This window comes from Janthinobacterium sp. SUN137 (genome assembly GCF_030587265.1).
In the GTDB taxonomy this organism is placed as follows: Bacteria; Pseudomonadota; Gammaproteobacteria; order Burkholderiales; family Burkholderiaceae_D; genus Janthinobacterium; species Janthinobacterium kumbetense.
The window spans coordinates 84788-105061 of sequence record NZ_JAPWHZ010000002.1 but is presented as its reverse complement, the minus strand read 5'-3'; the positions used below and the strand labels follow the sequence as shown (position 1 = coordinate 105061).

At 63.7% G+C, this 20274-nt stretch carries 18 protein-coding genes and 4 tRNA genes; 10 read left to right on the top strand and 12 right to left on the bottom strand.

Annotated features, from left to right (window positions below; all coding sequences use genetic code 11):
• Nucleotides 1-38: 38 nt before the first annotated feature.
• The 4 genes from O3298_RS08495 to O3298_RS08480 form a co-directional block, all read right to left on the bottom strand.
• Complete coding sequence (locus O3298_RS08495) at nt 39-1262, bottom strand: HAMP domain-containing sensor histidine kinase (protein ID WP_305059026.1); 1224 nt, start codon at nt 1260-1262, stop codon at nt 39-41.
• Entirely contained in the window at nt 1259-1969 is a 711-nt protein-coding gene (locus tag O3298_RS08490; RefSeq protein ID WP_305059025.1) for a response regulator transcription factor, read from the bottom strand. The genes O3298_RS08495 and O3298_RS08490 overlap by 4 nt, the downstream gene beginning before the upstream one ends.
• On the bottom strand, nt 1966-2397 hold the full coding sequence (locus O3298_RS08485) for a GNAT family N-acetyltransferase (protein WP_369811514.1): 432 nt from the start codon (nt 2395-2397) through the stop codon (nt 1966-1968). The genes O3298_RS08490 and O3298_RS08485 overlap by 4 nt, the downstream gene beginning before the upstream one ends.
• A gap of 174 nt (nt 2398-2571) precedes the next feature.
• Nucleotides 2572-3135 (bottom strand): GNAT family N-acetyltransferase, encoded by a 564-nt coding sequence (locus O3298_RS08480; RefSeq protein ID WP_099667367.1) that lies wholly within the window; start codon nt 3133-3135, stop codon nt 2572-2574.
• A 139-nt stretch (nt 3136-3274) separates the two neighbouring features.
• Here O3298_RS08480 and O3298_RS08475 point away from each other — a divergent pair, with 139 nt between their 5' ends.
• The 4 genes from O3298_RS08475 to O3298_RS08460 all read left to right on the top strand — a co-directional run bounded on the left by O3298_RS08475 (nt 3275) and on the right by O3298_RS08460 (nt 7040).
• Entirely contained in the window at nt 3275-4867 is a 1593-nt protein-coding gene (locus tag O3298_RS08475) for a sensor domain-containing diguanylate cyclase (protein ID WP_305059023.1), read from the top strand.
• 8 nt (nt 4868-4875) lie between these two features.
• On the top strand, nt 4876-5643 hold the full coding sequence (locus tag O3298_RS08470; RefSeq protein WP_305059022.1) for a CPBP family intramembrane glutamic endopeptidase: 768 nt from the start codon (nt 4876-4878) through the stop codon (nt 5641-5643).
• A gap of 41 nt (nt 5644-5684) precedes the next feature.
• The gene (locus O3298_RS08465; protein WP_305059021.1) at nt 5685-6341 is read left to right on the top strand and encodes a hypothetical protein; all 657 of its coding nucleotides are present in this window, start codon (nt 5685-5687) and stop codon (nt 6339-6341) included.
• 192 nt (nt 6342-6533) lie between these two features.
• Nucleotides 6534-7040 carry an ATP-binding protein gene (locus O3298_RS08460; RefSeq protein ID WP_305059020.1) on the top strand — a complete coding sequence of 169 codons (507 nt, stop codon included), beginning with the start codon at nt 6534-6536 and terminating at the stop codon, nt 7038-7040.
• Here O3298_RS08460 and O3298_RS08455 read toward each other — a convergent pair.
• Nucleotides 7037-8182 carry an alpha-hydroxy acid oxidase gene (locus O3298_RS08455; protein ID WP_305059019.1) on the bottom strand — a complete coding sequence of 382 codons (1146 nt, stop codon included), beginning with the start codon at nt 8180-8182 and terminating at the stop codon, nt 7037-7039. The genes O3298_RS08460 and O3298_RS08455 overlap by 4 nt on opposite strands.
• A gap of 94 nt (nt 8183-8276) precedes the next feature.
• The gene (locus tag O3298_RS08450) at nt 8277-9233 is read right to left on the bottom strand and encodes a phytanoyl-CoA dioxygenase family protein (RefSeq protein ID WP_305059018.1); all 957 of its coding nucleotides are present in this window, start codon (nt 9231-9233) and stop codon (nt 8277-8279) included.
• A gap of 114 nt (nt 9234-9347) precedes the next feature.
• Between O3298_RS08450 and O3298_RS08445 the strand changes: the two genes are divergently transcribed.
• Complete coding sequence (locus O3298_RS08445) at nt 9348-10223, top strand: AraC family transcriptional regulator (protein WP_305059016.1); 876 nt, start codon at nt 9348-9350, stop codon at nt 10221-10223.
• Nucleotides 10224-10278: 55 nt separating this feature from the next.
• Here the strand turns inward: O3298_RS08445 and O3298_RS08440 are convergent.
• A tRNA-Arg gene (locus O3298_RS08440) sits at nt 10279-10355 on the bottom strand.
• A gap of 270 nt (nt 10356-10625) precedes the next feature.
• Here O3298_RS08440 and O3298_RS08435 point away from each other — a divergent pair.
• Nucleotides 10626-12794, top strand: coding sequence for a hypothetical protein (locus O3298_RS08435; RefSeq protein WP_305059015.1), 2169 nt, complete (start codon nt 10626-10628; stop codon nt 12792-12794).
• Nucleotides 12795-12907: 113 nt separating this feature from the next.
• On the opposite strand, the gene O3298_RS08430 is transcribed toward O3298_RS08435, so the two are convergent.
• The 3 genes from O3298_RS08430 to O3298_RS08420 form a co-directional block, all read right to left on the bottom strand.
• Nucleotides 12908-12984 (bottom strand) — tRNA-Arg (locus O3298_RS08430).
• 77 nt (nt 12985-13061) lie between these two features.
• Nucleotides 13062-13138 (bottom strand) — tRNA-Arg (locus O3298_RS08425).
• An 82-nt stretch (nt 13139-13220) separates the two neighbouring features.
• A tRNA-Arg gene (locus O3298_RS08420) sits at nt 13221-13297 on the bottom strand.
• Nucleotides 13298-13724: 427 nt separating this feature from the next.
• Here O3298_RS08420 and O3298_RS08415 point away from each other — a divergent pair.
• On the top strand, nt 13725-16214 hold the full coding sequence (locus O3298_RS08415) for an ATP-binding protein (RefSeq protein ID WP_305059014.1): 2490 nt from the start codon (nt 13725-13727) through the stop codon (nt 16212-16214).
• A 306-nt stretch (nt 16215-16520) separates the two neighbouring features.
• Complete coding sequence (locus tag O3298_RS08410) at nt 16521-17504, top strand: diguanylate cyclase domain-containing protein (RefSeq protein ID WP_077406388.1); 984 nt, start codon at nt 16521-16523, stop codon at nt 17502-17504.
• 73 nt (nt 17505-17577) lie between these two features.
• Here O3298_RS08410 and O3298_RS08405 read toward each other — a convergent pair whose 3' ends face one another.
• On the bottom strand, nt 17578-17973 hold the full coding sequence (locus O3298_RS08405; RefSeq protein ID WP_077406391.1) for a hypothetical protein: 396 nt from the start codon (nt 17971-17973) through the stop codon (nt 17578-17580).
• 282 nt (nt 17974-18255) lie between these two features.
• Between O3298_RS08405 and O3298_RS08400 the strand changes: the two genes are divergently transcribed.
• The gene (locus tag O3298_RS08400) at nt 18256-18969 is read left to right on the top strand and encodes a sensor histidine kinase (protein WP_099667356.1); all 714 of its coding nucleotides are present in this window, start codon (nt 18256-18258) and stop codon (nt 18967-18969) included.
• Nucleotides 18970-18996: 27 nt separating this feature from the next.
• Here the strand turns inward: O3298_RS08400 and O3298_RS08395 are convergent, their stop codons facing one another.
• Nucleotides 18997-19596: a hypothetical protein gene (locus O3298_RS08395; RefSeq protein ID WP_305059013.1), complete on the bottom strand. Its 600-nt coding sequence runs from the start codon at nt 19594-19596 to the stop codon at nt 18997-18999.
• Between the two features lie 147 nt (nt 19597-19743).
• Between O3298_RS08395 and O3298_RS08390 the strand changes: the two genes are divergently transcribed.
• Complete coding sequence (locus tag O3298_RS08390; RefSeq protein WP_305059012.1) at nt 19744-20259, top strand: DUF6265 family protein; 516 nt, start codon at nt 19744-19746, stop codon at nt 20257-20259.
• Nucleotides 20260-20274: the final 15 nt, after the last annotated feature.

Genomic DNA, 20274 nt, shown 5'->3' with positions numbered 1-20274 from the left:
TGCAAGGGCAGGTGAAATCGCGGTGAAATCCGCCGACTTTATTGCGCCCGGGCCGGATGGATGGCGACACGGAACCGCGTCGCGCCCGGATGGAAAACAATGTCCCAGTGCATGGCTTTTGCCAGGCGCAGCAGCAGGTCCTGACCATGCGCGAAACCGTGGATGCGTGGCGCTTGCCCCGGCTGCACGGTATTCTGGATGCTCAGACAACCTTGCGCAAACGCAATACTGATGCGGCAATCGGGGCCGCCATGGAACAGCGCATTCGCCAGGCAATTATTCAGGAGCAACATGACCAGCTGCGGGTTGCCGACCGCCTCCAGCCGCTCCGGCAAGTCCAGGGTCAGCAGGCTGGCATCCCAAGGGTGTTCGTCGAGCAGGCGCAGCAGGCATTGCTCGATGCAGCCGCGCAATTCGACCACGTCGCCCGGCAGTTGCTCGGCCCGCGCCAGCGCGAACAGCACGTCGATGGTGGCGCGCATCTCATCCGTGGATTGCCGCAGCTGCGCCTGCTCCTGCTTGCCCAGCGGCGGCGCATAGTCCAGCGCCAGGGTGTTGTGCATCAAGGTCAGCGGTGTGCGCAATTCATGGCTGACGTCGCGGGTAAAAGCCTGTTCACGCCGCAACACCGCCTGCAATTCCGCAAAGGTGGTTTCCAGGCGGCGCGCCAGGAAACCGATCTCGTCGGGGCGGTCGCGCTCGCTGAAATGGACGGCGCCGCCGGGCGCGAGCCGGCGCGCTTCCTGGGCTAATCTCTGCAAGGGCAGCACGAGGCGCCGCGCCAGCCAGTACGCCAGCAGCAAGGCCAGCCCGATCAGCGCCAGCGCCACGCCAGCCACGACGCCGCCCACTTCCCGCGCCAGGCGCGAGACCACCAGCACGGGCGCCACGTCGGCCAGCAGGTATGCGCGCTGCGGCTTGCCAGCGCCAACGATATCGAGCGCCAGCACGTGATAATGCTGGCCCGTCGTCGTAAACACTTCCCCACGCGGGGCGGACGGCGGCACTTGCGCACGCACCGCTTGAGGCAAGTCAAGGTAACTGCCATAAACCGTGATGAGGTCGCTGCCAGAAGGCGTAAGCTTGTAGTGCTGCTGCCAGCGCATGCTGACGGCCGCCGCTTCGCGCTCGAGCAGGCGCTGCACCAGCATATCTTCCGTGACATACGCAATCACCAGCGCCAGGCCCGTGTAGCATAAACACAGCAGGACGGTGAAGCCGGCCAGGGCGGCGAACAGGCGCTGCCGGATCGACTTGCTCATGGCGATGCCGCAACGTCGAAGGCCAGGCGGTAGCCCAGCTGCGGTATGGTCACCAGCATGCCCGCCGCGCCAGCCCCGCCAAGCAACTCCAGCTGCTTGCGCAGCGCGTAGATGTGCGATTTGAGGGCGTCGCTGTCGGGCGGCTGGCTGCCCCACAGCTGCTGCAGCAAGGCCGAGCGCGAGACGGCGTGCGGGTATTCGCGGCACAGCAGCAACAGAATTTTAAAACCCGTCTGCGTCAATGGCAGCGGTGCGTCGCCATACAGGGCGCGCCCTGCGCGCGTCTGCAAGGTGAACGGTCCCACGCGCATTTCCTGGTGCACGTGCAACTGCTGCCGGCGCGCCAGCGCTTCGCAGCGCAAGGCCACTTCGCGCAAGTCGAACGGCTTGGTCAAATAATCGTCGGCGCCGTCGCGAAAACCGCGCGCCTTGTCTTCGTACGCGTCGCGCGCCGTCAGCATCAAAATCGGCACATTGCTGGGCGCGGCCGCCTTGATGGCGCGGCACACTTGCAAACCATCCATGTCGGGCAAGTTCAGGTCCAGCAGCACCACGTCATAGCTGTTGCGCGTGGCCAATTGCACGGCCAGCGCACCCGTGCCCGCATGGTCCGTCTGCCAGCGCAAGCCGTCGAGGAAATCGAGCACCTGGCGCGCGATGGCCAGGTGGTCTTCCACCAGCAGGATACTCAGGGGAAGTTTGTTCATCGCACGCCGGCAATGCGCGCATACAGCCAGAAATTGCCGGATCTTCCGCGAATTTGCCGATAGCAGCGCAGATAGCCTTCCCGCTCGAAAACGCAGCGTTCGAGCACGCGCATCGACCGTCCATTGCTTTCCAGCACGGTTGCCTGGATACGCAGGAAGCCGAGGCGCTGGAAGCCCCAATCCACGACAGCGTTCACGACGGACGTGGCCACGCCCTGCCCCCACACGGCAGGGGCAAGGTCGTAGGCGATTTCAGCCGTGCGGTGCTGCGGGGAAATGGCATTGAAGCCGACCGTGCCCACCAGCCGGCCCCCGTCGCGCAGCACGACGGCCAGCCGTATGGACGACGATGGCTGGGCCGATGCATAGTCATCGAAATTGGCCTGCAGATCGTCGGCGCACTGCAAGTTCCAGCTCGTGTGCTCCACGACGGCAGGGTCGGCCAGGTAGGCATACCAGGCAGGCGGACGCGTCGCTGCGTTCCAGCTGGCGCAAGGTCACCAGCGGGTGGCCTGAAGCGGGTAAATCGACAGCGATCATCGCCTGGCATCCTCCTCAGCTGCGGCCTGGCGATCGCCGGAACGCGCCGCCAACCTGTCCGCTCACGCGGCGCCCTTGCGCCGCGCTTCCCACTCGCGGCGCAGCAAGCCATACAGCGCCGAGTCGCTGACCTGGCCACCGACGATCCAGCGTTCAGGCAGAAAACCTTCCTTGTTGAAACCTTGGCGTTCCAGGGCGCTGGCCGAACCGGCGTTGTGCGGGTCGATATCGGCTTCCAGGCGGTTCAGGTCGCGCTCGATGAAGGCGAATTCCAGCAGCGCCGACAGCGCTTCGTGCATATAGCCCTTGCCCCAGTACGGGCGGCCCAGCGCGTAGCCGATCTCGGCGCGGCGGTTCTGGCGGTGCTCGGAAAACAGGCTGCAGCTGCCCAGGTATTCGCCCGTCGCCTTCAGCTCGACGGCGAAGCGGAAAAATTCCTCTTTCTCGAAAGCGGCGATGTCCTCGGCAATCTGGCGCGTGGCGCGGCCCGTGTCTTCCCAGGGCGGTTCGCTGAAATAGCGCATCACTTCGGGATCGGAATGCATGGCGAACTGCGCCGCCTCATCCGATGGTTGCGGCTTGCGCAGGATCAATCGTTCAGTAGTGATGGTCTTGCTGTAGGTCATGGCTCTCCAGTCTGGCGGCAAACGGATGAAGGCTTATTATTCCATGCAACTATAACGATGTGGCAATTTTGTACGCCTGCTTTTAATGTAGTATGGCAATATTTCCACCATATCATTGATGCAACTTCATGATTCGCCTATGGATGCAGTAAAGGATGCAACAAACAAGGACGCGGCGGGCACCCTGCCGGCGCAGCCCGAGGTCTTGAGCAAGCACAAGCGGCCAGTGATCGTCTGGGCCAGCATCGCCTTCTTCTGCATGTGCGCCATGCTGCTGGGCATGACCATCTGGATCGTCTGGTCTTCGCGCGAAGTCCGCCTGCGCGAGAGCAGCGCGGCGACGGAGAACATGGCGCGCGCCCTTGCCACGCAAGCCTACATGGAACTGGAAGTCGCCGATGTCATGCTGGAAGATATCGTCGAACACATCCGCAACGAAGGCAATAACGACGCCACGGGCGAGCGCTTGCAATCGCACCTGCAGCAGTTGTCGAGGAATATCGTGGAAATTGCCGGTGTCTTCATTCTTGACAGCCAGGGGGACTGGCTGGCCACCTCGTCCGGCGCCAGGCAGGACGGCAACAACGCCGACCGCGACTATTTCACCTATCACAAGACGCATGCGCAACTGGGCAGCCGCATCAGTGCACCCGTGCGCAGCAAATCCAGCGGGCAATGGGTCTTGCCCGTGTCGCGCCGGGTGGAGTTGGCGGACGGTTCCTTTGCCGGCGTGGTGCTGGTCACCCTGGGGCTCGCCTCCTTCGAACGCATCTACGATAGCCTCAACCTTGGCAACACGGGCACGGCATTCTTTGCCCTCGACGACGGCACGCTGATTTACCGGCGGCCGTTCCAGCCCAATGTCATCGGCATGGATATTTCGTCGGGCGCACTCTTGCGCGCCTACCGCGAAAAAGGACCTGTCGGCACGGCCATGATGACGGCGAAGGTGGACGAAATCGAACGGCTGTACAGCTATCGCCACCTGGAACGCTTTCCCGTCATCGTGGCGGCGGGGCTGTCGAAGGAAGACGTCTTCGCCGAGTGGCAACGGCTGAGCATGCAAATCGTGCTGGCGTCGCTGGCGGCGGGAGCGGCGCTGATCTACCTGTTCCGCAAGTTGATGCGGCAGATTGCCGTACGCGACCGCATCGAAGCCAGCCTGCGCCTGGCCACGGCGGAGCTGCGGCACGCGAATGCGGACCTGGCGGCGCGGGCGTCGCAAGACGGCTTGACGGGACTGGCCAACCGCCGCTGTTTCGACGAGACGCTGGCACAGGAATTGAAGCGCGCCCAGCGCAGCGGCCATGCCATATCGCTGATCATGCTCGACGTGGATTTCTTCAAGAAATTCAACGACCAGTATGGCCACGTGGCGGGCGACGAGTGCCTGCAGGCAGTTGCCGGCGCCGTGGCCCGCAGCGTCGGCCGGACCGAAGACCTGGCGGCACGCTATGGCGGCGAAGAGTTCGCCGTGATCATGCCCGCCACCAACGCTGCGGGCGCGCTGGACGTGGCGGAAGCCATCCGCTCGGGCGTGGAAGCCTTGCAGATTGCCCATGCGGCCAGCGCGAACGGCGTCGTGACCGTCAGCCTGGGCGCGGCCACGCTGCAGCCCGCACGGGAGCGCTGCAGCGACAGCAGCGAGCTGATACGCCAGGCCGACGCCTTGCTGTACCAGTCGAAAAATACGGGCCGCAACCGCGTCAGCAGCGGCGGACCAGCAGCATGACGCCGCCCATGTCAGGGAAAAGAATCGCCCTCACCATGCCGGTCACCCTCATCGCACTGGCCATCTGGCTGGGCTTGAGCCTGGGCGGCCGCTGGCTGGAAGCGGCCGGCTACGCCTTGCCGGGCGCCGCCGTCACCGGCCGCATCGGCCTGTCGTGGGCGCTGGCCGCCCTGTTCGCGCTGGCGCTTCTGCTGGCCTCAAGCCAGCGCCGCGCGGCGGGCCTGTGCGCGCCGCAGCCATGGAAAACGCTGTGGCTCGTCTCGCCGCCCCTGCTGTATGCGCTGCTGATGCTGTTGCTGGCCTGGGCCGGCGGCTGGCCGCAGCCGCGCGTGCTGCTGATCGTCGCTTGCAATGCGGCCCTGGTGGCCGTTTCGGAAGAACTGATGTTCCGCGCCATCTTGCTGCAAGGCATGCTGGAGCGCTACGCCGTCTGGCCCGCCGTCCTTATGTCCTCGGCACTGTTCGGCCTGGCCCATACGGCCAACGGCCTGGCCACGGGCGACGTCAGCGGCGCCTTGTGGCAAGCCGTGGCCGCCACCCTGCAAGGCGTCGGCTACGCGGCCATCCGCCTGCGCACCCGCTCCATCTGGCCCATGGTGCTCGTGCATGGCTTGTGGGACTACGCGCTGGTAACGGCCACCTTGCCCAACCCGGCCGAAGACGGCGCGTCGATCCTGCCGTATATCGCCCTGCTGGCCGTGCTGCCCCTGTGCCTGTACGGCGTCTACCTGCTGCGCCCCAGCCAGCGCGCCGCCTTGTCGCAAGTGCAACTATAATATTGCGACACAATTTTCCATCCATTTGCCGAGGAAGCTGCATGGCGTTTTTTTCACGTGATTACGAAGTATTCCTGCTGCTGGCCGCGCCCGCTGCGGCGCCGCTGTGGGATGCGGCGCAATGGACGTCGTTCGCCGCCAGCCTCGATGGCCTCATGGCGCAAGCGCGGACGAGGGGTAAGCCCGGCGTGCGCAGCCATCAATACAATCCCAAGGGCAAGCCGATTTCCTTTGGCCGCCTGGGCTGGGACGACAAGTCGCACGCGAAGTGGACGCATACGCCGGAAACACGCGACGCCCGCTTCATGAGCCTGGAAGCGTGGGCGCCCACCTGGACCATTTGCGAAAAGGACGACCAGGCGCCCGATGTGTTCCTCGCCCTGGCCAATGAGTCGCTGCTGGGACTGGCAGACAAACCCTTGCAATTTGGCCAGCGCCTGGTGTGCGCCATCGCCACGGACATGGGTCCGGAAGCGGCCGCCGCCTTGCGGCACGCCTTGACGCAGCTGGCGGCGCAGCAAGACGCCGTCGTCTTCGCCCACACGCAACGCCAGTGGGGTAGCGCCTCGCCATACGGCGGTTTCACGGGCGCCATCCAGGATATGCTGATCGGCGGCCTGTTCCAGCACGACGACCCGCATGCGCAGCCGCTCGATGCGGCCGCGTTCCGCGAGCCGTGGACGCGCCTGGACAATTGACAGCGCCCGCCATTCCATGGCATCGTTCAGTCATGCAATCGCCATTCCCGCCCCTGCCATCGATTATTGCCACCATTCGACCGATGGTGGCTTGGCAGGACTGAGATTGCCAAAGCCGCCCGGGAGGCGGCTTTGATTTGCAGCAACAGATCAAGACGTCTCGCAGGCAATATTTCTTTCTAGCGAGCGACCATGTCCCCTACCTCCAGCACCACCGCTTCCCCCACCCTGCACCTCGTGTGCGGCAAGATTGCCTCGGGCAAATCCACCCTGACCGCCCGCCTTGCGGCGGCGCCGCACACCGTGCGCATCAGCGAAGACAGCTTGCTGGCGCAGCTGTATCCGGGCCAGATCGCCAGCCTGGCCGACTACGCGGCTTGCGCGGCGCGGCTGCGCGCGGCCATCGCCCCCTTGTGCCTGCAGATGCTGCAGGCGGGCGTGTCCGTCGTCCTCGATTTCCCCGCGAATACGCCGGCCAGCCGCGCCTGGATGCGCGACCTGTTCCAGCAGGCGGGCACGCCGCACGTGCTGCATTACCTCGACGTGACGGATGAGGAATGCAAGGCGCGCTTGCGCCAGCGCAATGCCAGCGGGCTGCACCCGTTTTCCACCAGCGACGCGCAATTTGATGACATCACGCGCCACTTCGTGCCGCCCCAGGCATCGGAAGGTTTTGAAATCGTGCGGATTGCCGCTTAAAACGTTCCCGGCAGCAGGATTTTCTTGTCCACCTGCTGCAGGTCGCGCAAGCCGCAAAAGGCCATCGTCAAATCCAGTTCGTTGCGGATGATGTCCAGGCATTTGGTGACGCCCGGCCCGCCCATGGCGCCCAGGCCGTACAGGAACGGGCGGCCGATGTACACGCCCCTGGCGCCCAGGGCCACGGCCTTGATCACGTCCTGGCCGGAGCGAATGCCGCCATCCATGTGCACTTCGATCTGGCTGCCGACGGCGTCGACGATGGCCGGCAAGGCTTCGATCGACGATTGCGCGCCATCGAGCTGGCGTCCGCCGTGGTTCGAGACGATCAGCGCATCGGCGCCGCTTTCCACGGCCAGGCGCGCGTCTTCCGGGTCCATGATGCCCTTGATGATGAGTTTTCCACCCCAGCGCTGCTTGATCCATTCCACGTCCGCCCACGACAGGCTCAGGTCGAACTGCTGCTGCGTCCAGGCCGACAGGGACGACATGTCCGACACGGACGTGGCGTGGCCGACGATGTTGCCGAAGCCGCGCCGTTTCGTGCCCAGCATGCCCGCCACCCACCGCGGCTTGCTGGCCATGTTGAGGATGTTGGGGATGGTGAGTTTCGGCGGCGCCGACAGGCCGTTGCGCAAGTCCTTGTGGCGCTGGCCCAGCACCTGCAAGTCCAGCGTCAATACCAGCGCGCCGCACTTGGCGGCCTTGGCGCGGTCGATCAGGCGGTTGATGAATTCGCGGTCTTTCATCACGTACAGCTGGAACCAGAACGGTTTTGTCGTGTTCGCCGCCACGTCCTCGATCGAGCAGATGCTCATGGTCGACAGGGTAAACGGCACGCCGAAGCGCTCGGCCGCCTGGGCCGCGAGGATTTCGCCATCCGCATGCTGCATGCCCGTCAAGCCCGTGGGCGACAGGGCTACCGGCATCGACACGTGCTGGCCCACCATGGTCGAAGCCAGGCTGCGGTTTTCCAGGTTGACGGCCACGCGCTGGCGGAATTTGATCTTGGCGAAATCGCTGTTGTTGGCGCGGTACGTCGATTCCGTCCAGGAACCGGAATCGGCGTAGTCGTAAAACATGCGCGGCACCCGTTTCTGGGCCAGCACGCGCAAGTCTTCGATGCAGGTGATGATACTCATGCGTTTCCTCGGTCGATGGCAAGTCAAGCCATGATCGTGCATTTGCCGGCAATTGTCTATCCGGCAGGCAATGCCATCGGACGCGGCGCCACGCTTACCAGCCGCGCGCGCCGAGGATCTTCTCGCCCAGCGCTGTCAGCTGCGCCTGCGGATAGCGCAGCTGTTCCTTTTCCTCGGGGTCGCCAGGGAATGCATAGCCTTGCGGCGCGCTGCGCTCGCGCCAGCTTTGCACGCGCCAGTCGCGCAGGGCTTGATTGTCTTCCTGGGCTGGCGTGAAGGAAATGTATTGCGCCAGGCGCACTTGGTCCGTCGATGTGTTCGGGCGGATGCCGTGCGCCAGCAGGCTGTTGAAGATCAACAACTCCCCTTTCTTCATGGCGATGAATTCCATCGGATACGGCACCGTCGCCAGATCCGGCTGCCACGGGTTGCGGTCTTGCGGCACGGTCTTGCGCCACGCCAGCAAGTTGTTGAACAATTCCGGATAGCATTGAAAGCCGCCGCTGTCGGGCGAAGTGTCGGACAGGGCCAGCACGCCCTGCACGTTGACGGGCAGCGGGTCGAGCGTGGTGTCGGCATCCCAGTGGATGAAGCCGCCGAACTTGCGCTTGCCATTGTTCGGCGTATTCAGGTTGGCGCGGTCGATGGTCACCCACAGATCCTGACGGTCCCAGATGTCGACAAAGGCGTCGTACACGCGCTGGGTCTGGCGGTTATCCCACAGGGTCTGGTTGTGATAGGCCTCGACCATGCCGGAACCGTTGAGCTCTTTCATCGCGTGGTCGCGCAGCTGGTCCCGATTCCAGGTGGAGGGGTCGTGCTGGTCGAGTCCCTGGAATTCCCACAGGAAATCGGTCGTGCGGCGCACCTGTTCCGGCGTCACGGCATCCTTGACGATGACGTAACCGTAGGTTTGCCAGTGCAGGAAATCGCTGTCGGACAGCACGCGCAGGGGCAACTGTTTTTGTATGTCGCGCAACTGGGTTTGTTCCGTGTAAGCCACGGATGGATTGCCGGGACGGTCTTCGCCGTACTGATATCGGTTTTGCATCGCTGTCTCCTGTGTTGGTGTGGACAGATTGTGCTCCGGCAGTGCCGCATAAAATGCGTGCGCAGCAACCAAAACTGATACTATCCTGACCATCACCCTCTTTAAAACGTCACAATGACGCCTTTATTTGAACAAGTCACGATTCCGACGGGCCACTCCTGGGGCTTGCTGTGGCGCGAACTCGATGCGATTCCCTTCCTCTGGCATTACCACCCGCAATTCGAGCTGACCCTGACGGTCAATGCGCGGGGGCAACGCTATATCGGCGACCACCTGGGCGATTTCGAACCGGGCGACTTGGTGCTGCTGGGGCCGAATTTGCCGCACACGTGGTCGGCCAGCGAGCGCATCGACAGCGCGCAGCCGATGCTGGCCGTCGTCGTGTGGTTTTCGCTGGAATGGGTGGAGCAGCTGGCGGCCTGTTTTCCTGAGTTGCACGGCGTGCGGCAACTGGCGCGCCGCGCCGGCCCTGCTCTGCATTTTTCGCCGGCAACGAGCGCACGCAGCGCAGAGAAACTGCTGCAATTGAATGCGCTGCCCGTGCCGCAGCGCCTGCCGCTGCTGCTCGACGTGCTGCTGGACCTGGCTGGCGATGGCGGTGCGCAGCCGCTGGCCTCGGAAGCGCTGGCGCCGATGCATGCCGATGGCCAGCAAAAGCGCATGGAAATCGTGTTTGACTTCATGCACGCGCATTTCCGGGAAGAGATTGCACTGGAAACGCTGGCGCAGCGGGCGGCCCTGTCGCTGGGCGCCTTCCACCGCTGTTTCAAGCGCCACGCGCATTGCACGCCCGGCGAGTACCTGGCGCGGCTGCGCATCGGCCGCGCCTGCCAACAGCTGATCGAAAGCAATCTGGCCATCGCCGTCATCGCGCAAGAGGCGGGCTACCGCAACCTCGCGCATTTCAACCGCCAGTTCCGCGCCGCCAGGCAGGTGACGCCGCGCGCGTTTCGCCAGCAATACCGGCGCGGCGCCACAGGCGCAGCGTAAATCCATTCGGAAACGAAAAAGGGGATCAGATTTTACAATCTGACCCCCAATATTCTGGTGCGGCTGGCAGGAATTGAACCCACGACCCCTTGGTTCGTAGCCAAGTACTCTATCCAGCTGAGCTACAGCCGCCTAAGACAAGATTATAGCAGGGCTTTGCAGAATGGCAAAGCCGTGGCGGCGATATTTCACAATTGGCGGCCACTCCTGTCTTGTGGCGGCACACGCACGCCGTAGTCTTGCTCATTTCATCACATTTCTTTTCAGACTGCGGCGCGAAACCGACAGCTTTGTTACTTGTTGCTCATTATTAATGCATCCAAGAAAAATAAATTGCAATTCATGGAAAACTTTGAGAATGTTTACTAGCAGTAATTTTAATAAAAATACTAAGGGGATACCATGAAGAAGAACTTGCACAAATTATTGCCTCTGGCTGCCGCCTGTGCCGCCACCCTCATGCTGGCCGCGTGCGGCGGCGGCAGCAGCACCCCCGCCGACCCGGTCGCACCCGTTGCGCCCATCCCTCCTGTCGTGCCCGTTGTACCGCCGCCAGCCACGACGCTCAGCGGCACCGCCGCCGTCGGCGCACCCGTCGCGGGCAGCGTGATTGCCATCGATAGCAAGGGCAAAGTATCCGTGGCGGTCAGTACCGGCGCCGGCGGGGCATACACGCTCGACGTGGGCGGCATGACGGCGCCCTTTCTCCTCAGCATCACCGGCACGGCCGGCGGCAAGCAAGTGACCATGAATTCCATCGCCACGGCAGCGGGACAAACCGTCAATATCACGCCGCTGACCGACCTGATCGTTTCCACGGCGTCGGGCCAGCCCGGCGGCGCCGCCCTGGCCAGCGTTTGCGCGCCCGTCGCCAATGCTGTCCCAGCCGCCTGCACTGCGGCGCTGGCCAGTGCCGCGACCCAGCAACGGCTAGATGCGGCCATCGCCGCAGTCGTCGCCATGATCAAACCGATTAACACCAGCAACACCAATCCGCTGACGGGCGCCTTTGTTGCCAACGGCACGGGCATGGATGCCGTGCTGGACCAGATTCTCGTCGCGCCCGCGGAAGCGCAAGGCGCCATGGCGACGGTCACCCTGATTGCCACCAACAGCACGCTGGGCAGCGTGACCTTACCTGCCGCCGCCGGCGGCACCGCCACCATCCCCGCAGCGACGCCGCCATCGGATGCCGACTTGCTCAAGGCGAACGCCGCGGCCAGCGTCTTGCCGGAAATCCGCGCCTGCATGGCCTCGCTCAGCGCCCTGTATCCGAAGACGGGCTTCGTCGCGCCGTCGACGGCGGCCGTGTCGCCGTTCATCGACAGCTCCTTCAATATGGGGATGGGTGTGGGCCAGGCGGAAATCGTGTCGGCCCTGACCAGCACCGACCAGGCCGCTCATGCCGGGCTGACCATCGAAGCGCTGGGCTTGGCCAGCGTCAACATGCAACCGTTAAGCACGGATGAAATCGCCACGCTGACGTCGTCGAGCAGCACTTCGACATCGCGCGTCGCCGACTTCATCAACAATCGCCTGGGCGCCGGGGCGACAGCCATCGGCTTCACCGCAGGCAAGCCGAGCAGCGCTTGGGTACAGTTGCGCATAGGAACAGATGCGGGCATGCTCAACTGGAAGCTGGTCAAGACGAGCGATACCAGCGCCTGTGCCGGCGGCTGGAAGCTGGCCGGCAGCGGCCACCTGGACATGCACATGAATGCGCGCATCCAGCGCAGCCTCGACAGTGCTGGCGCGGCCACCTTTGCGCGCGAATGGGCCGCGCACGTCGAGCTCGACACCGTGCTGCAGGACAATCCGGCCATCAACAAGATCGACGTGCGGGGACCGGGCCTGACGACATTCGGCGACTTCCAGACACCGGGCACGGCCGGCAGCAAATTGCAGCTGATCCTGCCAGCCACGGGCTACACCCACATGCGGATTGCCGACAGCAATGGCGCTGCCAGCGCTTTCTACAATAACGCGGAAGCGATCCAGAGCTGCCAGGACCTGGCCAGCCTGCCCGCCGGCACGCCGGGCCTGGGCGCCGGCACGGCCTGCATCGACGAGACGAAAGTGGCGCCGGGCAAGGTGTATGTCTGGACCCTGAAGACAGCGAACGGCCCCGTCAGCGCCTTCCCGTTCCAGATCAATGCCGTGCCCCTGTCGAAAGCGTTTGCGCGGGCAAACCAGGCCAGCCTGTTCGCCACGATCACCAGCATCACGCCGGCGAAACTGTCGTCCATCCCGGCCGCCACCCTGCTCGATGGGGCGGTGACCTTCAATTACACGCAGTCCGCCACCTACGGATCGAAAATGGACAATTGCGGCCTGTACCTGTTCAATGGCGCCACGCCCGTGCTGAACGCGGAACAAAATGCTGTTGGGCAAGAAACCGCGTGCACCTTCACGACTTCGGGATTGAATAGCCTGGCGTCGAATGTGGCGGACCCGGCGCAATCGGGCAGCTCGCTGTTCAAGTTCACCGGCCCCGTGACGAATGGCGGGCTGTGGGTGACCACCATCGTCCTGGGCAACCAGGCGTCCTCGGGCCAGCCGTATCCGAATTGATGGGATATTGGCGCAACTGCGGCAGGCCGCGCCATCGGCGGCCCGCTGCAATTGCGCCGGACGAAAAAAAACCCGGAAAGCGAACTTTCCGGGTTTTTCTTTACTGCAAATACTGGTGCGGCTGGCAGGAATTGAACCCACGACCCCTTGGTTCGTAGCCAAGTACTCTATCCAGCTGAGCTACAGCCGCAAACTCTGACACACTTCGCCGGACGGCGCGAAGCTTGAAACTTTCATCAGCACGGGAAAACCCGATGCTGGCAATACTGGTGCGGCTGGCAGGAATTGAACCCACGACCCCTTGGTTCGTAGCCAAGTACTCTATCCAGCTGAGCTACAGCCGCAAAACTTCTACAACATTCCATTAACAACATGGAGGTGAAACTTGTTACAACAAAACCAGGCAAAGTCTGATTTTCAGTATTCTGGTGCGGCTGGCAGGAATTGAACCCACGACCCCTTGGTTCGTAGCCAAGTACTCTATCCAGCTGAGCTACAGCCGCGCAGGCAAACATTATAGCGTATTCATTTCGCTTTGAAAAGTTCGATTTTTCAATCGCTTAGCTGATTTTGCAGAATACCGCCCCGCATGATCGACTACCTTTTCACTGCTAAAAAGCTGACGCCTTTTTATCGATGGACACTTCTGCTTTCACAGGAGCTTCTAGCGAATCGAGAAGTTGCTGTCTCGAAAGAAGCGGGATTATAGGGACTGCTTTCCAGCCTGTCCAGTGCTATCTGCAGGCAACGCGCAAGCGTGCGGTGGCGCTGCGCCGCTTGGGGCTACAATACCAGCCAGACAGGGGCGCTTGTGCCTCCCCTCATTCATGGCGCGGGCATTGACCATCATGACCCATTTAACTGAGCTTAGCGGCGGCGGCCCGGCGGGGCAAGAGCCCGTGCGGCAGACTCACTGTTGCAGGATTTCCGATGGCCAAGCCTGACCGCACGCAAGATCTGCTGCCCCCATCAGCGCCGCTGAGCCTCTCCGGCGAGCGCCTGGCAAACTTAATGGAAAGCATCACCGATGGCTTTTGCCTGCTCGACCGCGACTGGACCATCCGCTATATCAATACGCGCGGCGCCGACATGCTCGCACCGCAGCGTCCGCCCGGCGCCAGCCTGGCAGGCAGCAGCCTGTGGCAAGCCTGCCCCGCCCTGCAGGGGACGGAACTGGAAGTGCAATACCGGCGCGCCATGGCGCAGCAGCACAGCAGCAGCTTTGAACTGCTGTACCGGCCGCTGGGGCGCTGGCTGGAAGTGCGCATCTTCCCTTCCAGCGATGGCTTGACCACGTACATCCAGGATATCAGCCAGCGCAAGGAGGCCGAGGAAAGCTTGCGCCACAGCGAGGAAGACTTGCGCGCGCTGGCCAATTCCATCCCGCAACTGGCCTGGATCGCCAGCTTCGACGGCACCATTGCCTGGTACAACCAGCGCTGGCACGACTACACGGGCACCAGCGCCGAACAGATGGCGGGCGACGGCTGGAGCATCGCCTATCACGCGCAGCATTTGCCGCCCATGCTGCACGCGTGGAAGGCCGCCTTGCGCGACGGCACGCCCTTCGAAATGGAATTTCCCATCCGCGGCGCCGACGGCCAGTACCGCTGGTTCCTGACGCGCGCCAATCCCGTGCGCGACCGGGGCGGCCAGCTGCTGCGCTGGTTTGGCACGAGCACCGACGTCGACCAGGTCAAGCGCGCGCAGGAAGCCTTGCGCGATGAAACGCGCGTGCTCGAATTGCTCAACAATACAGGGGCGGCCCTGGCCGGCACCCTCGACTTGCCCGCCCTGCTGCAGGAAACCGTCGATGCGGCCACGCGCATCAGCGGCGCGCGCTTCGGCGCCTTCTATTATGACGATGCGGGCGAGATCCCCGACAGCGCCGCGCCCCTGCCCTCGGCGCGCGCCGTCAACGGCATCAGCCTGCGCCAGGCCGAAGCCATCGCCACCGAACTGCGCCAGGGGCCGGCCATGCGCCAGAACGACTTGCTGGCCGCGCCCGATGCCAGCGCCGACGGCGCGCCGCCGCTGCGCAGCTGCCTGAGCCTGCCCGTCAGCTCCCGCTCGGGCCTGTTGCTGGGGCGCTTGCTGCTCGGCCATCCGCAAGCGGGCATGTTCAGCGCGCGCAGCGAACGCATCGTCTCGGCCATCGCGGCCCAGGCCGCCGTCGCGCTCGACAATACGCGCCTGTACGCGGCCGCCACGCGCGCCGCCGAAGAGCGCAAGGTACTGCTCGACAGCGAACGCGAGGCGCGCGCCGAAGCCGAGCGCACGAACCAGCTGAAAGACGATTTTCTCGCCACCCTGTCGCATGAACTGCGCACGCCCCTGTCGGCCATCCTCGGCTGGGCCCAGGTGCTGCGGCGCGGCACGCGCGACCAGGCCGACCTGCACCGCGGCCTGCAAAGCATCGAACGCAATGCGCGTGCGCAGGCGCAGCTGATCGAGGACTTGCTCGACATGAGCCGCATCACCTCCGACAAGGTATTGCTCGACCTGCAAACCCTGGCGCCCGCCAGCATCATCGCCTCGGCCATCGAAACCCTGCGCCCGGCGGCCGACGCCAAGCACATCGCCATCCACTGCAACATCGCCAGCGATGCGGGCACCATCACGGGCGACCCCAGCCGTATCCAGCAAGTGATCTGGAACCTGCTGTCGAATGCCCTGAAGTTCACGCCGCAAGGGGGGCGGGTCGATATCGGCGTGCGCCGCGAGGCGTCGCGCCTGTCCATCACGGTGGCCGACAACGGCGTCGGCATCAAGAAGGATTTCCTGCCGCACGTGTTCGACCGCTTCCGCCAGGCCGATGCCTCCACCACGCGCCGGCACGGCGGCCTGGGGCTGGGATTGGCGATCGTCAAGCACCTGGTGGAGCAGCATGGCGGCACGGTCACCGTCAGCAGCGCCGGCGACATGCAGGGCGCCAGCTTTACCGTGCGCCTGCCGCTGGGCACGCCGGCCGCCGCGCGCCAGGCGGGCAGCGGCCCGCCCTCCAACGATGACTTGCGCGGCGTCAAGGTGCTGCTGGTCGATGACGACGCCGACGCGCGCGAACTGACGGAACGCATCTTGCGCGACAACAATGCCGAAGTGCACGGCGCCGGCGGCGTGGCGCAAGCGCTGCAATTGCTGGAGCAGGTGCGCCCGGATGTGCTGGTCAGCGACATCGGCATGCCCTACGCCGACGGTTTCGACTTGCTGGCGCAAGTGCGCGCGCACGCCGCCCCGGAGTTGGCCCGGCTGCCCGCACTGGCGCTGACGGCGTTTGCGCAACCGCAAGATCGCCAGCGGGCGCTCGACAGCGGCTTCCAGGCCTGGATCTCGAAGCCGCTCGACCCGGCCGGACTGGTGGCGGCCGTGGCGCAGCTGGCCGCTGCGCGCCCTGGACGGGAGCGCAAAACATCATCTTAAAAAGATGATGCAAAGAAATAAATAGTGCAGTACAAAATGACTATTTTCATGGGTTAGCCTTCCTACTTTCAGACGCGGCACTGTCCTACAAGCAACTAAGCTGAAGTTTGCTACACTGAAATGCAGAAGCACACCTGCACGGCAGGCTGGAAGCGGCGACCTTGGCCGGGGAGAACGGCAGAAGCGAGTTCATGCGCAGTTGTGCGCCCTATCTTGTTGCAAGGCGCTACTATCTTTTCCACCGCCGTCAGCCCATCATCTGCGGTAGAAGCCAGCGTTGCATAGACCGTATAACCGAGACCTTACATGCCCAGCCAAGATGAGATTTTGAAAGCCAAAATTTTGGTCGTCGACGATTCACCCGACAATGTCGACCTGATGCTGGAAATCCTGCGCGATGCCGGCTATACCAACGTCACGGCCACCATGCGTCCGGCACAGGTTTGCCCCCTGCACCGGGAGCATTGCTACGACTTGATCTTGCTCGACCTGCAAATGCCGGAACTCAATGGTTTCCAGGTTATGAAAGGCTTGAAAGAAATCGAACATGGCGGCTACCTGCCCGTGCTGGCCCTCACGGCGCAACCGAGTTTCAAGATCGCCGCCCTGGAAGCGGGCGCGCGCGACTTCATCAGCAAGCCCTTCGACCTGATGGAAGTGCACAAGCGCATCCACAACATGCTGGAAGTGCGCCTGCTGTACAAGGAACTGGCGCAATACAGCAAGCAGCAGCAGGAACTGGCGCTGCACGATCCGCTGACGGGCTTGCCGAACCGGCGCCTGCTGGAAGACCGCATCGAGCATACGCTGCAGCAATCGGCCCGCAGCCGCGGCAAGTCGGCCATCCTGTACCTGGACCTGGACGGCTTCAAGGCCATCAACGACAGTTACGGCCACGGCTATGGCGACGAGATCCTGAAAATGGTGGCGGCCCGCCTGGTGGGCGCGTCGCGCAAGGAAGACACGGTGGCGCGCATCGGCGGCGATGAATTCGTCATCGTGCTGGGCAACCTGGCCGGCAAGGGCGACGCGCGCGAACCGGCCGCCAAGCTGATCGAAGTCATTTCCGAGCCGTATTTCATCAACGACCTGACCCTGCGCCTGTCGACCAGCATCGGCATCGCCATCTACCCGGACGACGCCAGCACCGTCGAATCCCTGCTCGGCGCGGCCGACACGGCCCTGTATGAAGCCAAGCGCGCCGGCAAGAACCGCTTTTGCTGCACGCCGCACGAAGTGATCGCGGCGCAGGTCAACATGCAGAAAAGCAGCATCCCGTCGATCGCCTGACGGTGACGCCGCGCGGCGCGTAAAAAAAACGGCGGGCCTCGCGGCCAGCCGGTTTTTTCATGTCCTGCAGGCTTTATTTCTTGCCAGCCGTCACTTCATGCTGGCCCGCATGCTGGTGGTCCGTTTGCGCATTGACGGTGTCGGGCGACACTTCGATGCGCGTGATGCCCGCATCGACGGAGATCGGGTCGCTGGCGGGGAAGGTCATTTCCACGGCGTCGTCGAGCAATTCTTCCTTGGCCCGCTCTTCGCCGCTCATGCCCTCCTCATCGGCCAGGATGGCCAGCGCGCTGGCCCATTTGACGAAGTTGAGGTTGGACAATTCGCGCACGGTGGTCACGCCAAACGCCTGCTGCAAGGCCTTGGCGTCTTTTGCGCTGACGCCGCGCAGGGCGCTGATGGGCGCATTGACGATGTCGCGGAAGCTTTTGTCGAGGTATTCCTTGTCGACGATGGTATCGATATTCATGGCATGTCCTTTCGTTTCGGTAAGCGGGCCAGTGCTGCATGGGGGAGGCACGGCCCCACTATGGCAGCGTAGCGCGCCCCGGTATGTGCGCAGCCGTACGTAACGACGGGAACGGTGGCTGATGGCGCAAACGATAATATTGCCTATCACATAAAAGTGATGGAAGGAGATTAAAATTGCCGAAAAGACAGAAATTTTTCATCCATGCGCCCCGCGATGAAATCCTCATGTATGATCCACAACTTGAATTTGGTCCTCACCTTTCACCATTCACGGGGCGCTATGTCCGCACAAACAGATCCGAACAAGGAAGCGTCCCAGGCCGATGCGGAACGCGCCGCCGACCTCAGCGAATTGCTCGGCCATGTCAACACCAGCTGGGACAATGAACGGCGCGCCCTGTCGCGCCAGCTGCACGACAGCCTCGGCTCCTCGCTGACGGCGCTCACCATGCACCTGTCGCTGCTGACGCAAAAGATGCCGCAGGAAGCCGCCTTGCTCGACCGCGCGGCAACGATGAAGCAATTGCTGCTGAATGTGATCGAGACCAACCGCCAGATGCAGATGAAGCTGTGGAACGACAAGCTCGAGTTTCTCGGCGTAAATGTCGCGCTGGGTGAGCTGGCTGCGCAATTTGCCGAACAGCACAAGATCACCGTGCGCTGCAGCCTGCCCGAAGATGAATTGATTTGCCCGCGCAACGTGGGCGTGGCCCTGCTGCGCACCCTGGAAGAAGCGCTCGGCAACATCGCCGCGCACGCCCACGCCACGCAGGTGGACATCATCATCGACGACAATGACGAGGCGCTGATGATGACGGTCAAGGATAACGGCAGCGGCTTGCCGGCCAACGAGCCCGTCGAAATGAGCAAGCACGGCCTGCGCTCCGTGCGCGAGCGCGTGCATTACCTGGGCGGCACCCTGAGCCTGACGGCCAATCCGCAAGGCGGCACGGCCCTGACCGTCGTCTTGCCGCGCATTACGCCAAAAGAATAATTTCCCGCAGCGGGCGCCCTGCCCGCCTCAACGGGGCAGCGGCATGCCCTCTTCCGGCAACAGCAGTTGCGCCCCCAGCACATCGCGGCGCGTGCCATGCCCGGCCAGGCTGGTGCGATCGCCTTCCAGCACCTGCAAGAAATGTCCAACACGCAACACATCCGTCAGTTGGGCCGCCAGGGCGGCATCGGCCGGGGAACCCGCCTGCCGCCATCCCAGCACCAGCAGGGTTTGCCAAATGTCGGGCAATGCCGTGCGCCAGCCGGCCGAGGCGAGAAAGACGCCGGCCGGCTGCTCCAGCGCTGCACTGGCCCGCGCCAGCAAGTCCTCGCGCGCCAGCTCGCCGGGCCAGCCGTCAAGCTCGGCACGCCACAGGGGAAACGTGGCCAGCGGCGCCGGCAACGCGTCCAGGCTGCTGATGAAGCGGGACTTGCCATAGCCATCCGTGCGGAAACGCACGACTTGCCGCAGGCTTTCCCCGGCATCCCCCCTGGCCCTGCAGGCCAGCAGCAGCTGGTAAAAATCGAGCTGCTCCGGGTCCAGGCCCAGGCTTTTCAAGCTGATGTAGCGGTCGTCGAACTGGCCCGGCCTGGCGGCGCCGCGCGGCTGCGTGGAAGTATCGTGCATGATTGTCCTTGGCGTGATGGTGGTGACGGTCGGCATCTTTCCCGAGTATAAAGTGTTTGCCGTGTGCAGCCCAGCATCGGCTACACTGGGCAGGCGCGCCGCCGGCGTGCCCCAGTGACCGCTAACATCGCAACGACAGGAGATGGCATGCAACGACTCGCAACGACCTTGCTGGCAGCGCTGCTGGCCATGGGCGCCGCCCAGGCCGCCGACAATACCGTGCCGCCGCCGGAAACCGTGGACAAGCTGGCCTGGCTGGCCGGCTGCTGGAATGTCGACGGCGCCGAACCCGGTTCCGGCGAACAATGGAGCACGGCCGCCGGCGGCACCATCCTCGGCACCAGCCGCACCGTCAAGGGCGGCAAGACGACGGCCTTTGAATTCGTGCAGATCCGCCTCACGGAACCGGGCCAGCTGGCCTACATCGTGCAGCCGTCGGGGCAGCCGCCCGTCACCTTCAACCTGCTGCGCCAGGACAAGCCGAACGAATTCATCTTCGCCAACCTGGACAATGACTTTCCGAGCCGCATCATCTACCGCCACGACAGCGAGCGCATCTTGCATGCCAGCATCGTCGGCACCTTGAAGGGCAAATTCACCACCATCGACTTTCCCATGACGCGGGGCCGTTGCGAAGCGGCGCCTGCCGCGCGCGGCAAATAAAAAGGGGCCGCAAGG

Coding starts and splice junctions, on each gene's coding strand:
- O3298_RS08495 (WP_305059026.1), bottom strand. CDS start 1,262: ATGAGCAAGTCGATCCGGCAGCGCCTGTTCGCCGCCCTGGCCGGCTTC.
- O3298_RS08490 (WP_305059025.1), bottom strand. CDS start 1,969: ATGAACAAACTTCCCCTGAGTATCCTGCTGGTGGAAGACCACCTGGCC.
- O3298_RS08480 (WP_099667367.1), bottom strand. CDS start 3,135: ATGACCTACAGCAAGACCATCACTACTGAACGATTGATCCTGCGCAAG.
- O3298_RS08475 (WP_305059023.1), top strand. CDS start 3,275: ATGGATGCAGTAAAGGATGCAACAAACAAGGACGCGGCGGGCACCCTG.
- O3298_RS08470 (WP_305059022.1), top strand. CDS start 4,876: ATGTCAGGGAAAAGAATCGCCCTCACCATGCCGGTCACCCTCATCGCA.
- O3298_RS08465 (WP_305059021.1), top strand. CDS start 5,685: ATGGCGTTTTTTTCACGTGATTACGAAGTATTCCTGCTGCTGGCCGCG.
- O3298_RS08460 (WP_305059020.1), top strand. CDS start 6,534: ATGTCCCCTACCTCCAGCACCACCGCTTCCCCCACCCTGCACCTCGTG.
- O3298_RS08455 (WP_305059019.1), bottom strand. CDS start 8,182: ATGAGTATCATCACCTGCATCGAAGACTTGCGCGTGCTGGCCCAGAAA.
- O3298_RS08450 (WP_305059018.1), bottom strand. CDS start 9,233: ATGCAAAACCGATATCAGTACGGCGAAGACCGTCCCGGCAATCCATCC.
- O3298_RS08445 (WP_305059016.1), top strand. CDS start 9,348: ATGACGCCTTTATTTGAACAAGTCACGATTCCGACGGGCCACTCCTGG.
- O3298_RS08435 (WP_305059015.1), top strand. CDS start 10,626: ATGAAGAAGAACTTGCACAAATTATTGCCTCTGGCTGCCGCCTGTGCC.
- O3298_RS08415 (WP_305059014.1), top strand. CDS start 13,725: ATGGCCAAGCCTGACCGCACGCAAGATCTGCTGCCCCCATCAGCGCCG.
- O3298_RS08410 (WP_077406388.1), top strand. CDS start 16,521: ATGCCCAGCCAAGATGAGATTTTGAAAGCCAAAATTTTGGTCGTCGAC.
- O3298_RS08405 (WP_077406391.1), bottom strand. CDS start 17,973: ATGAATATCGATACCATCGTCGACAAGGAATACCTCGACAAAAGCTTC.
- O3298_RS08400 (WP_099667356.1), top strand. CDS start 18,256: ATGTCCGCACAAACAGATCCGAACAAGGAAGCGTCCCAGGCCGATGCG.
- O3298_RS08395 (WP_305059013.1), bottom strand. CDS start 19,596: ATGCACGATACTTCCACGCAGCCGCGCGGCGCCGCCAGGCCGGGCCAG.
- O3298_RS08390 (WP_305059012.1), top strand. CDS start 19,744: ATGCAACGACTCGCAACGACCTTGCTGGCAGCGCTGCTGGCCATGGGC.